This is a genomic window from Trichococcus flocculiformis, from assembly GCF_900113645.1.
Taxonomy (GTDB): domain Bacteria; phylum Bacillota; class Bacilli; order Lactobacillales; family Aerococcaceae; genus Trichococcus; species Trichococcus flocculiformis.
The window spans coordinates 37,801-48,816 of record NZ_FOQC01000014.1 but is presented as its reverse complement, the minus strand read 5'-3'; the positions used below and the strand labels follow the sequence as shown (position 1 = coordinate 48,816).

Annotated in this window: 15 protein-coding genes and 1 pseudogene; 1 reads left to right on the top strand and 15 read right to left on the bottom strand. The window is 42.8% G+C overall.

What is annotated here, in order from left to right; genetic code table 11:
* From BMZ71_RS07085 to BMZ71_RS14835, 4 genes are all read right to left on the bottom strand, one after another.
* Window positions 1-295, bottom strand: a 295-nt coding sequence (locus BMZ71_RS07085) for a transposase zinc-binding domain-containing protein (protein WP_177187528.1), incomplete at its 3' end; no start/stop codon positions are given.
* 129 nt (window positions 296-424) lie between these two features.
* Window positions 425-1,567 carry a helix-turn-helix domain-containing protein gene (locus tag BMZ71_RS07080; protein WP_086988598.1) on the bottom strand — a complete coding sequence of 381 codons (1,143 nt, stop codon included), beginning with the start codon at window positions 1,565-1,567 and terminating at the stop codon, window positions 425-427.
* Entirely contained in the window at window positions 1,542-2,210 is a 669-nt protein-coding gene (locus BMZ71_RS07075; protein ID WP_177187527.1) for a hypothetical protein, read from the bottom strand. Before BMZ71_RS07075 ends, BMZ71_RS07080 begins: the two co-directional genes overlap by 26 nt.
* Before the next feature lie 380 nt (window positions 2,211-2,590).
* Window positions 2,591-2,749, bottom strand: coding sequence for a hypothetical protein (locus tag BMZ71_RS14835; protein WP_177187526.1), 159 nt, complete (start codon window positions 2,747-2,749; stop codon window positions 2,591-2,593).
* Between the two features lie 135 nt (window positions 2,750-2,884).
* Between BMZ71_RS14835 and BMZ71_RS07065 the strand changes: the two are divergent.
* Window positions 2,885-3,052: pseudogene (locus BMZ71_RS07065) on the top strand (tyrosine-type recombinase/integrase); the annotation flags it as partial.
* 430 nt (window positions 3,053-3,482) lie between these two features.
* On the opposite strand, the gene BMZ71_RS07060 reads toward BMZ71_RS07065, so the two are convergent.
* The 11 genes from BMZ71_RS07060 to BMZ71_RS07010 all read right to left on the bottom strand — a co-directional run bounded on the left by BMZ71_RS07060 (window position 3,483) and on the right by BMZ71_RS07010 (window position 10,686).
* A complete protein-coding gene (locus BMZ71_RS07060) occupies window positions 3,483-3,791 on the bottom strand; it encodes a DUF771 domain-containing protein (protein WP_086988595.1) in 309 nt (102 codons plus the stop codon).
* Window positions 3,792-3,999: 208 nt separating this feature from the next.
* On the bottom strand, window positions 4,000-4,491 hold the full coding sequence (locus BMZ71_RS07055) for a helix-turn-helix domain-containing protein (RefSeq protein ID WP_086988594.1): 492 nt from the start codon (window positions 4,489-4,491) through the stop codon (window positions 4,000-4,002).
* A gap of 18 nt (window positions 4,492-4,509) precedes the next feature.
* On the bottom strand, window positions 4,510-5,409 hold the full coding sequence (locus tag BMZ71_RS07050; protein ID WP_086988593.1) for a hypothetical protein: 900 nt from the start codon (window positions 5,407-5,409) through the stop codon (window positions 4,510-4,512).
* Between the two features lie 83 nt (window positions 5,410-5,492).
* The gene (locus tag BMZ71_RS07045; RefSeq protein WP_086988592.1) at window positions 5,493-5,711 is read right to left on the bottom strand and encodes a hypothetical protein; all 219 of its coding nucleotides are present in this window, start codon (window positions 5,709-5,711) and stop codon (window positions 5,493-5,495) included.
* Between the two features lie 111 nt (window positions 5,712-5,822).
* On the bottom strand, window positions 5,823-6,101 hold the full coding sequence (locus BMZ71_RS07040; protein WP_143071400.1) for a hypothetical protein: 279 nt from the start codon (window positions 6,099-6,101) through the stop codon (window positions 5,823-5,825).
* Between the two features lie 110 nt (window positions 6,102-6,211).
* Window positions 6,212-6,742 carry a hypothetical protein gene (locus BMZ71_RS07035; protein WP_143071399.1) on the bottom strand — a complete coding sequence of 177 codons (531 nt, stop codon included), beginning with the start codon at window positions 6,740-6,742 and terminating at the stop codon, window positions 6,212-6,214.
* Between the two features lie 45 nt (window positions 6,743-6,787).
* Window positions 6,788-7,042 carry a hypothetical protein gene (locus BMZ71_RS07030; protein WP_086988589.1) on the bottom strand — a complete coding sequence of 85 codons (255 nt, stop codon included), beginning with the start codon at window positions 7,040-7,042 and terminating at the stop codon, window positions 6,788-6,790.
* 15 nt (window positions 7,043-7,057) lie between these two features.
* Entirely contained in the window at window positions 7,058-7,381 is a 324-nt protein-coding gene (locus BMZ71_RS07025) for a hypothetical protein (protein ID WP_086988588.1), read from the bottom strand.
* 297 nt (window positions 7,382-7,678) lie between these two features.
* Entirely contained in the window at window positions 7,679-10,147 is a 2,469-nt protein-coding gene (locus tag BMZ71_RS07020) for a virulence-associated E family protein (RefSeq protein ID WP_086988587.1), read from the bottom strand.
* Window positions 10,148-10,184: 37 nt separating this feature from the next.
* Window positions 10,185-10,436: a hypothetical protein gene (locus BMZ71_RS07015; protein WP_086988586.1), complete on the bottom strand. Its 252-nt coding sequence runs from the start codon at window positions 10,434-10,436 to the stop codon at window positions 10,185-10,187.
* Window positions 10,429-10,686 (bottom strand): hypothetical protein, encoded by a 258-nt coding sequence (locus tag BMZ71_RS07010; protein WP_086988585.1) that lies wholly within the window; start codon window positions 10,684-10,686, stop codon window positions 10,429-10,431. The genes BMZ71_RS07015 and BMZ71_RS07010 overlap by 8 nt, the downstream gene beginning before the upstream one ends.
* Window positions 10,687-11,016: the final 330 nt, after the last annotated feature.

The window sequence follows — 11,016 nt, the reverse complement described above, 5'->3', positions numbered from 1 at the left end:
TATGTCTGTGGGTGGTGTGGAACATATCCTGAGACACAATTTCACTCCACCGCTCACTTTCACCGACAGAACATGTCGGGCAAAATTTGCCTTTACACCGAATCGGAACTTTTTTTGCCGCATGGCAACCTTCACAAACATATAACCGAAAGCCTTTCGAAATATCCCCACAGTATCTAAATTTTTCAACCTCTTTAAAGACCACAGGTCTTATCTTCAGTTTGAATCTTTTAGAGAGCTGGTCCCAATGGTTATTCTTATCAAAGAAAATGGTATGGAGAATATTCTGATTCATACCTCTATTTTACCACTGTGAAACCAAAACAAAAACTGTGGAACATGTGCTATCATCACATTCCACAGCTGAAAAATTTTATACTTTCCTATAATATAAAAAAAGGCCTCGCGTGAGGCCTCAAAATGACTATTGCTTAACTAATCGTAAAATAGGAGTTGTTTTTTCCGTAGATTTTATATCAAAGATAGATTTACTTATTATTTTTTCAAGTTCATCTTTGGGTAAACGAAATGAATTATTCAATTCATTAGGATATACAACGTTATTTTCAACAATCATCTTATAAACAGTATCCATCAAACTTGGTTTTTCAACTGGAATTAAATCATCATAAGGTTCTTTCGTTCGCCATTTATTCCATGAAATTTTTTTATTCAAATAGAGGCTTTGATCATCGCTTATCAGGCCTAAGGAATGTGTCTTAAACACCATAGCTTGAATGGATACCTTCCAATACTTTTTCAAATCTTTATAATATTCTAATGAAGTAGACAATAAAGACTCTTCAAACGCTCCCGAAGGCAACAGGAAGTGTGAAGCAAATGAATTCGCTTGTCTTTCTATAATGTTTTTTAGTTCTTTTGACGAATAATCATGGACACTCTCTACACTGTTGTGTAATAGAATATGCCCGATCTCATGAGCAACATTAAACCTTCTTCGAACAGACGACTCATTATTATCTGTTAAGATTATAAATGGTCGATCAATTATCCATCTTGAAACTGCATCCAAAGCACCATCAGACATATTAGCCTCTGCAATAACAATACCGTTCTTCTCGGCTGTAGAAATTAAATTTTTTATAGGAGAAACCGGATCAATTCCCCAAATACTTCTAAGTTCAAAAGCTTTTTGAATGATATCTTCCTCTGTAATATCGTGAATATCTTTTTCTATAAGCACCGGTAAATTAGTTGCTGGAAAATTAACATACGTAGCTAATTTTTTGTATACTTCAAAAGTATATTTTAATTTTTCTTTTTGCATATCTCGCGCCTTTTTAGTTGCAGCGGTTTGACTCCTAAAAAAAGTCGCTCCAGAATGTAACTCAGGCATCTCAGCAACAAAAAAGCTTCTTGGAAAACCTAAAACATTTATTATTCTCAACAAATTTTCAGCCTTGGGAGTTGTTTTCCCAGACTCATAATTAGAGATCATTTGCCTTGAAATCTCACTTTTTTCAGACAACTCTTTCATCGTCATACCTCTCGAAATCCGCGCTGAGGTTAATTGGTGAGGATTAAATAGCTCCTTCCTTTCCTCCATTGTCAACACCTCTCATAATAATCTTTTCTGCCTCTGATGTGAATGTTAACTGTAGGTCATTGCTAACTTCTTCCTGATTTATCAATAGTACAGGTGCATTAGTAATATTCACTTGATCAATCCATCCTAACACCCCAACATTAGGCAATCCCAATGTGACAAATTCTAATTTATGATTTAGTCCGCCATAAGTTAACAATAAAAATGGAGGATTACTTTCGTCATATTGCGCATTAATGTCTGCCGGCTCTTCAAATAGATTATATTGTTTATTTAATAAGCCACCCTTGCTTCGATAAATAGCCTTCTTTGGTACATCGCGCGATTTGAAAACCTTTGCCGGCGTAATAATTGCGCCTTTGGTTTCTATCATTAAATAAGTATGACCATTACGGTACTTACTTGATGTTTCATCTGCGATTTCATGTGGAATACTTGAGCTTTGAAGAACTTGTTTGAGTGCTACATCAATCAAGCCATGCCGTAAATGTCCCAACGTCTTTTTCATGTCTTTATGCTTCAAAATCTTTTCTCTTTCAACTAAATCATCCAAGAACCGATAAGCCTCTTTAACACTCAAAGACAAAACACCAGCTAATCCAGGATCACAATTTGATCTCAAGTGATTTGATAAAATTTCCAATAATAACCCTCCTGACTTAATCTTATACATGCTATGTTAATAGTTTGCCTTTTTTCGAAAAAAATGTCAACACTTTTGATGGTTTCAGTCTGAAATAAAAGACAGAGCCGAAAAATATACAAAATTCCTCTTGAGCTTCTCGAAGCATCGCCCGATAATGAGACACTGGCATATTCTTTAAAGTGGCCATTTTATAATCGCTGTTTGATTGATGATTCTTTGTATAATACTTCTCTGTCAAAATCTGCCTATTTTCTACGCTTATAGCGTTCAGGGCTGTATATAAGGCCTTTAGCCGTTTTGTATTTAATTCGCTCAAACTGCTCAATTCTGCCCTGTATTTGGGCCATTTCTTCAGAATCAGTTTCCACTTTTCTATTTCAGGTCACTCCTAACATTTCCAGCATGCTTTTGAAATCCTCTTCAAACGATTCGATGAAGTTTTCTTCTGTGTTATCCGGAATTTCGCTGATCTCCATCAGGTACTCGGGCTTAACGTAATACTTGAAGCGGTAACTTGCAGCCTCTTCTATTTCCATGATCTCCTAGCAGCACAATTCTTCAGTTACACCAACATAAGAATCCAAAATTTCATGATTTCTATGTTTCTTCTTGATCGCATATCTATTGTCATGCGGCAATGTATTCAAGTATCTTTGAAAATGTTTATTTTGCGGCATACCCATTGCAGCTTATTGTTTGAAGCTGGTTTACCGATCCAGGAAGTAAAAGAACGCTTGGGCCACTCAGACATTAAAACAACCATGAATATTTATACCCATGTCACCAAAAAAGCCAAAGAAAAAAGCGCCGAAAAATTCGCCGCCTACATTGAAATGTAACGTATTTTATCCATTCTGAGTGCTTTTCTGAGTGGTGAAAAACAAAAAAAGAGCCCTAGAAACATTTAGGAAATAGCGTCCTATCAACGTTTCTAAGGATTTTTGATAATGATGTATGGAGACGATGGGTATTGAAGCAACATTTTTAGAGTGTTTCATACTTCGTCAGGTATTACCAATATATAATAGTAAGAAACTGATTCGCCATTCAAGCGTAATGAAATTACTTCAAACCGTTCTGAGTGCGTTTCTGAGTGCATTTTTTAGTAGGCAGCGGTTCGGGCTTCTCTTTTGAGAAGTCTTTTTTTATCGAAAAAATAAGACTGACTAACCTTGGGGGTTAAAAATCAGCCTTACAACCCATTATAATTCTATCGGATTGAAAACGCTATACATTTTTAAAATATTTATTTCCACTTACTGGAGCGTGTTATTTCCCTCGGGCTATTCTTTCAAAATTGTTTTCGAGCCAGTCCAAGGTAGCGCCCTTGTGAAATCTCCAGGGACTTCCCTTCTTTTCCGGATACTTCACAAACTTCTCGAGTTCGCTCCGGTACGGATAAAGGATCATCGTTTTCAGCGTGTCCGGATGCTTGATCCCTGTTTCTTGTTTGAACCAGGCGAGACTCTCCCAGCTATTGCCTTTAGCGGCAAGCTTTTGCAGCTCTTCATATTCGACTTTCGTTATCAATACATATTCATCAGGTATCTCCACCGTTAAATGTAATTTTTGGGCCATAGGATCACCTCTCCTGTATTTAATTTGTAGCTGCTCTGATCCCTATTATAAATCAAAAAGAAGGCTACCGGGATCCCGATAGCCTGAATATGCGTATTAAAATATCAGACCGCCGCTGCCTTGGACGACGGTCCATTAGAGAGGAAAAATCGTAAATCAAAAAACTATGCCTCAGTATTCCCTGCCACCCACCCTCCGAATTAACGGACTATTCTTCCAGCTTCGCCTTCAACTTCTCACTTCTTGCCAGCTTGCGTAATTCCTCGACGGTCAGGCCTTCGTATGGATTATTAATACCCACATTCCCGCTGAATTCCGATTCTTTGCGATCTCGCCACTCTTTCGGCTTGCGATTCTTCAACCAGAAGATCTGAGCCGTGACGTCTGGACTCACTTGTTTCGTGACTATCTTTGAAACAACCTTTTTACCAGATTCATCGACTCCATAGGTCACTTCATCAAAAGGGTAACCCAGGGCTCTTTTCAGTAGACCGTTCTCTACTCCCCTATCAACGACTTCCTTGCCCTTTTTTAAGGCCTCGGAAATGTCGGGGTATTTCTTAATCCACTTATAGAGCGTATCCGGGTTTATGCCCATTTTTGCTGCTACCTGTTTATCGGTCAGCCCATCACGAGCCCAGCCTTGAATCTTTAGAAGTCCTTCTTCAGTCAGCCATTCTTGATACTTGCCTAACGCCATGTAACATCCCTCCAGTCATTAATATGGCATTCCCCATGGATCAAGTCTTAGGTTCTTGTCTCGCTGCGTCCCCTCTAAATTTTGAAACGCCCAGGCATCTTTTTTCGGTATGCCTGCAGTGGGGATCATATCTGTCAAAGTCCGTTGTAGTCGGCTATCGCCAAGGGCTACACTGATCGTGTTCGTATTCGGTCTATAAGGCTGTTCCTCCGCAATCATCTGCAGCGGATGCTTAATGCTCAAACGGTTATCCATCGGACGGCCTTTCGCGTCATACTGCAGCGGCTTCTTCCTGTCCCTGGCATTTACCATCTTGAGCAGATGCGGGTGGAATTTGTACTCCTTCAGGATGCTTAGAATTTCGTCATTGCTCCCATGATCCAACATGTAAGTAATATAAGTCATATCCTTCGCATCAAAGTCGTTTATGGACGCCTTCTTCATGATGCCTTCGAGTGCTTGCTGCGCCTTTTCGCGGCGGTCCTTCTGGTGGTGCATCGTTGCCGTGTATTGCTCACCCATGACGGCTTTCATTTTCTTCTCGTACTCATCATACAGATCGTTCAGCCGCTCAGCCTTCGCTACGTCCGTATATTCGTTACGGTTTAGGATGGCTTCTTTTTTTGCGCTGAATTCATTGGATAGCTCCTGGGCCTGTTCGCCTAAAACATTGACGGCTTTTTCATGCTTTTCAATGCCAGTATTGTATAAATAAGATTCGGCTTTCAGGATGGCATCTGCTGCGGCTTCGGCCATAGCTTGCGTGAATACTAACGTACCTTCTTCTTCGTCATCGTAATGCTCCAGAATCTTGTCTTGGACGTAAACTTCTTCTTTGGTAAGTGGCGCCTCTTGCGTGGTATCTACTACGCTTTCTTTGTAAGCGGCTTGAATTTTTTCCTCTTCGCGGTTAATCATAATTGTTTCCCCTTTTCGTCTTTAGATTGTTTTATTTTTTGTTCAGCTTTTCTTCTTAATAACTAGTGCATTTCCTTATCGATTCAGGAAGATCCTGCATCTTCCAAAGGGTAAAGCCTGCATATCGATCGGCCCACTTTTACAACTCCGATCGGATGCCCGGCTGCACACAAAACTTCTACGGCATCCTTCACTGACTGATAATCAAGCCCCGTCCCGATCATGGCCTCAGTCATGGTCAATCCGGTAAAATTGCTACAAATCAGATTCAGTAACTTTTGATCGCTCTCATTCTCTTGCATGTCTCCTCTCCTTTCTGACTCATTTCACTGCCTTGGTATGTCCTCTATATAGGCCTTATGCTCACATTTACTCACATTTGCCGACATAGAAGCATTTCAGGATTCAAAGTATCACTTATAATAACGGCCGTTTTTCCAGTTCTGCTGCCATTTCTCAAATGCTTTAATTCTTCTTTCTTGCTCCTGCTTTCGCTTGTTCTCATACTCTTCAATAAGCAGCTTATCCAGCGGGTTATAATGCGTACAAAATTCCGACTGAGCCGCCTTCAGAATTTTCTGATAGTCCTTCAGCTTCATCTTTTTTATCTGAGCCATTCGCAGATCACTTATGCTTATCTGAGTTCTGGTGAAGTATTTCTCCGCTAAAATCAGGCGATTTTCTTCGCTCACGGCGCTTAATGCCTGATATAGGTTCTTCACCCGCCTCGTGTTCAAATCGCTCAGGCTGCTCAATCTCGCTTGGTATTTTGGCCACTTTTTCAAGACCAGTTGCCAGGGTTCTATACTGCATCAACTCCTAGCAGTTCCAACATGGCTGTGAAGTTTACATTGAAGGAATCCGTGAAGTTTTCGTCCTCTAGATCCAGGATCTCCGCTGCCTCTATCAGGAAGTCGGGCATCTTATAAAACCTAAAGCGAAAACAAGCAGCCTCTTCAATTTCTTGTACTTCACTGAAGCAAAGTCTCTCAGCATTCCTCAGGCTCTCAGTATCCGGCAGTTCCTGCTTATGGAAGTATTTCATATTTAGCATTACCCTATCTCCCTGCGGCAGCTCCTGGAGGAAAAGCCGAAAATGCTTCAGCTTAAACTCCAGTACCTCGATATATCGATCCAGGGCTAACAGCGTATCCAGAAGATTGACTACCTGAACATCCTGCCGGAAGCCCTTTACCACCCAGCGGCTTTCCTCGTACGTGAAATAACTATGCAGCGTTTGATTTTGGTAAAAATCTTCCCGGTATTGAAATACCCGCAGCCTTGCATTCGGCAGTTTATAGTGAAGTGAAAAGTAATATTCGATCATGTCCACATTTAGCACTCAAAACACCACCACCCTTCTTAGCGGCATCTGTCGCTACTGTTCAAAGAATTCTGCTGTATCAACATTCATGATTTTGTACTTAATCAGTTTGTGCAGCGGATAAGTAAAATGATAGCCTTTAGCATCCTTCGGTGGCAGGTAGTGCAGCTGCACTCGATCAGGATACAAGCGGATCTCTTTCAGTTTCGTATCTACCCCATTCAGACGGAACCAGGCCACCTTGTCATACATTGATTCATCTACCACGCACACCCAGTCTAATAGCTCATAATCTTCTATGTCTTTCATTTCGGTTTCCCCTCTCTATTTCTCCTGTTTGTAGTTTTTGTATTTCTCGATGATGCCAGGCAATTCCTTTTTCAATTCCTCAAAGCCTTGAAACCAGAAGTACTCTAAGCTGAGCGGCCTCATCAGCAGGTTATCAGGATTGACTGCATCCCCTAGGCTGATATCCCAAACGCAGACCATCATTTCAGGCACTCGTTTTCTCGATAGGGCTCCCGAGATTTCGATATCACAGTAGCTATTTATCTTTCGATAGATGCAATCCGCGCCATCGATCATCCGAATAGAATATTCTTCGCCCAGGTCTTCCGTGAGAGTATCGATCCTTCTTTTCCGTTTCACATTCTCACCTCTCTAATTTCAGAATTGTGCTGTTTCGGGATGTAATATATAACTTTCCAAAAAAGTTAAAATACTGATTTAAGGAGACGATAGGTGCTATACACAGCCTAATTACCCTTTAATCACCTAAATATACTTTTATATATAAATTACATATTACATATTACATAGCTTACTAATCCTTGTTATATCGGCTTTTTCGGGCTTCGATTTTGTAATATAGGACGTATTACACACTTATTACATATTACGTGCTTTTAGAACGTCCTATATTACATCGAAATTACATATTACAAATCAATTTACCCTCTTAAAGCCCTGTATCGGTTTCTCGAATCCTGGTATCCTGACAGTCGAACTTTTCCATCCTGGCATCGAGTTATTCATAATCATGCCTATTTTTTTCGATACACTCACTGATCTCATATCCGTACTCCCGACTTGGAAGTTGAATAGCTCCTGCATGATCTCTCGGGAAGTGACTTTATCCCGTGGCGCGAGTTCTTCGTATTCCTTTTTATAGAACCCCTCTTCTCCGCGGAGTCTGCTTTGGATGTAGTCGCTTTTCTCACCTGCACCCCACTCATAGAAATCCTCAGGTATTTGAATTTCCAAATACAAAGCTATGTCGTCGCGCATTGGATCGTCGGCTTTTGCCTCGTTTTGCTTCTCTCTGGCGATTTTCTGAGCCTCTTCGGACAAGTCTAGCCAGTTACCGTATTTGTAGCGGGTCTTGTGTAGATGCACCGCCTCGGCCCAAAGTTGAGCGATAACTGCCTCCAGGCTGCCATCGAATACTGACTTTGTTCGGCTGTCTTTATCTGATATGGCATATAGCCAGCGCCTGCCGCCTGTCTCATCTTTCAGTGGTCTGTATTCGTTCGTGGTGGCAACAAATACGCAGTGGCGTTTCATGCGGATATTGTTTTTCTCGTAAGGCTTGCGGTAAACGTCCTCGGTTCTCGATAAGAAGTTTTTTTGTTTCGTAATATCAGTACGCTTTGCAGCAGCGAGCTCTCCAAGTTCGATCAGCCAGTTATCCGAAATGATTTGAATATCGTCCTTGCTGTCCAGGCTTGTGAGTGAGTCCGTGAAGAATTCCGGCGCCAGCTTCCTGAAAAACGTACTCTTGCCTATTCCCTGCGTCCCAATCAGCGTTAGCACAAAATCAAACTTGCAGCCCGGGTTGTAGATGCGGCTTACTGCTCCAGCGAAGAACAATTCCATTATTTCAGCTGTATAAGGCGGCTCGTCCGGAACCCCGAAATAATCTATCAGCAGCTTGCCTATACGCGGTGTATGGTCCCATTCGGCTTTTTCGATGTAATCCTTTACTGGATTAAAAGCCTGCCGCCTAGCCTCGGTCACTATCGCATCATCCAGGTTTTTACTGGAGAACGTGCAATCGTACCTGGTATCTACACGAGTTCGGATTTCTGAGGCATCACGATCGGAGAAATCCTTCAGGAAAACCGTTTCCCAGAAAGGCTTTCGTACCTTCTCTATAGTCCCGGTGAATTCATTAAAACCCAGCAAGCCTTTGAACTCGGGATCATTCGCCAGGATTAACGTAAGATTGTAAATATTATTCATCACTTTGCCTGCTTTAGTTGTTCGCAGATCAGCTATCCAGCGGGCTCCTGTATCATCCTGCAGGGACGCTGCAAAATCTTCGTCTGCACTGGCAAGGGCTTGCCTTTTCAATTCAAATGAAACGTTCTTATCTGCAGCAATGAATTCATCCATAGCCAGAAACGAAGGTAAGCGCGTGCTGGGCGTTCCCGACTTCGCCCCTTCGTCTTGATCGCCGAAGCGGTGGATTCGCACCAGGTCGAAAGCGTTCGTCAGCTTACCGCCTGTCGGATCCGTTGCGTGATTCGAATAAGCAAACTGATTATCATACAAGACCAATCCGCCGCTAGTGCTGCCGCCGATAAAGGTGTATCGATCTGTCCGTCTGGTAGGCTCGTACACGTCCGGCAGGAACGTCTCGATCGCGGTCGCTATGTCGTACACCCGGCAGAACGCGCCTATGATGCCCGGCTTCGCTGCAGGATCTCCTGCCTTCTTTCGTTCATGTATTTTTACGGCATTCTCTCGCTCGCTGGTCGGCCAGGAAGATATGTCTGTCCAGTCCTCGTATTTAGCAAGGATGGTATCGGGATCTAGAAAATTTTCGTCCTGGTACTCGAATATATACTCGCCGTCTCTCGGGCAGCTTGGCCAAAACATCAGGCGGCTTGCCTGGTACGTTGTATCATCGAAGAGATTAAGTCCAAAAATCTCAGCCACTTTCCGCGCGATCGGCTCATACTCGTCCGGTGTGACTGGTCTTGAAAGTGGAATAATCAGCCGCTCCCGGGGATTCTCCGGTGTATGGCTATGAGTGCTGTATATCGCTGCGGCGTATTCAAGCAGGAGCGGAACGCTTTCCCAGAGGTCCATAGTCAGATGGTCGGCATCCAGCGTTAGCAAGCTACGTGATTGCACGGCATCGGCCTTCCGGCGCCCGCCTTTCAGAAAGCCGCCTACATAGCCTCCTACGTCTTTGGCTGCGTCCTTTTCAGACTTCGGCATACTCTTATACTCGGCAGCCGTTTCTTGCGTCCTGGTCGGCTCAGATAGCCGCTGTAGGAAGTCACTCCAGGCCATGGGCCGATTCTTCCAGTCGGTCGCCGTTCTGCGGCTGGCCATTGCTAGATTTATTTCTTTGTCGTGCTTTAAGCGCGGCGGTGAAGCCGCTATTTGTTCATCAGCTTTTCTCAAACAATAACCCTCCTTTCTCACTCTCTTTATTTTATGGTTAATATATGAGCGTTCCCCCCGCCTTAGGAGCCGCTCTCGGCTGTTTGTGCTCCTCTTCTAGCAGATTCGCTATGAGGTGCAGCAGGTTCTCGTTCCTTGCGCTTAGCTTTTCAGTCTCACGTTTCATGAGGTCGATTGATTCAGCACTCTCGGCATCAGATACCAGGGAACCTATTCGATCCGTATTATCTAACACTTGCTCCAGCAATGCAGGGATAAAGTTCAGACGTGATTTGTGGTCTTTAGTCATTTGCGATTCCCCCTTCCTGCCATGCACATAGGTCGCGTTCCACCCGCCACTGGCCTTCTCTGATTTGTACTAGTCTATCAGGAAACGATCTCTCGATGTCAGCCTCTGCAGTTTCTCGCAGTCCGCTGATCCAGTCCTGCAACTCTGTGCCCTGAGGCTCTCTTCCAAAAAGTATGATGAATGATTCTCTATTGACCGCATCAGCAGCAGCCTTATGGCCTTCTATTGTGTGTAAATTATTTTTTGTCATTGTAATTTCTCCCCTTGTACGATATAATTAGGGATAAAAGAAGCCGTCTAAAGCTTCAAATATCCTCGTTGCCTTATAGCCTTTGACTTTGCCGGGTCTGCTATAAGGTCTTTTTTTGTTCTCTTTCTTCCCTGAACTCCATCAGCACGATCTTACAAACTCCCCACGTAAAGAACGCGAGCATCATCCCAGCCGTGAAGGCTGCCTCTAAATCATTCATAATTCTTCACCTCTTTTCAGTGGGTTCGATACTCCCACACTCGCCACTTGCAACTTTCATTTGCCTTCTACATAAATGCTTTTGCCCGATTCCTAATGAGATTGGCTGAA

Bases quoted from the DNA above. Each gene is read 5' to 3' on its own strand.
- BMZ71_RS07030 (WP_086988589.1), bottom strand. From the start codon at position 7,042: ATGAAAGACATAGAAGATTATGAGCTATTAGACTGGGTGTGCGTGGTA.
- BMZ71_RS07055 (WP_086988594.1), bottom strand. From the start codon at position 4,491: ATGGCGTTAGGCAAGTATCAAGAATGGCTGACTGAAGAAGGACTTCTA.
- BMZ71_RS14835 (WP_177187526.1), bottom strand. From the start codon at position 2,749: ATGGAAATAGAAGAGGCTGCAAGTTACCGCTTCAAGTATTACGTTAAG.
- BMZ71_RS07050 (WP_086988593.1), bottom strand. From the start codon at position 5,409: ATGATTAACCGCGAAGAGGAAAAAATTCAAGCCGCTTACAAAGAAAGC.
- BMZ71_RS07015 (WP_086988586.1), bottom strand. From the start codon at position 10,436: ATGACTAAAGACCACAAATCACGTCTGAACTTTATCCCTGCATTGCTG.
- BMZ71_RS07010 (WP_086988585.1), bottom strand. From the start codon at position 10,686: ATGACAAAAAATAATTTACACACAATAGAAGGCCATAAGGCTGCTGCT.
- BMZ71_RS07080 (WP_086988598.1), bottom strand. From the start codon at position 1,567: ATGGAGGAAAGGAAGGAGCTATTTAATCCTCACCAATTAACCTCAGCG.
- BMZ71_RS07060 (WP_086988595.1), bottom strand. From the start codon at position 3,791: ATGGCCCAAAAATTACATTTAACGGTGGAGATACCTGATGAATATGTA.
- BMZ71_RS07045 (WP_086988592.1), bottom strand. From the start codon at position 5,711: ATGCAAGAGAATGAGAGCGATCAAAAGTTACTGAATCTGATTTGTAGC.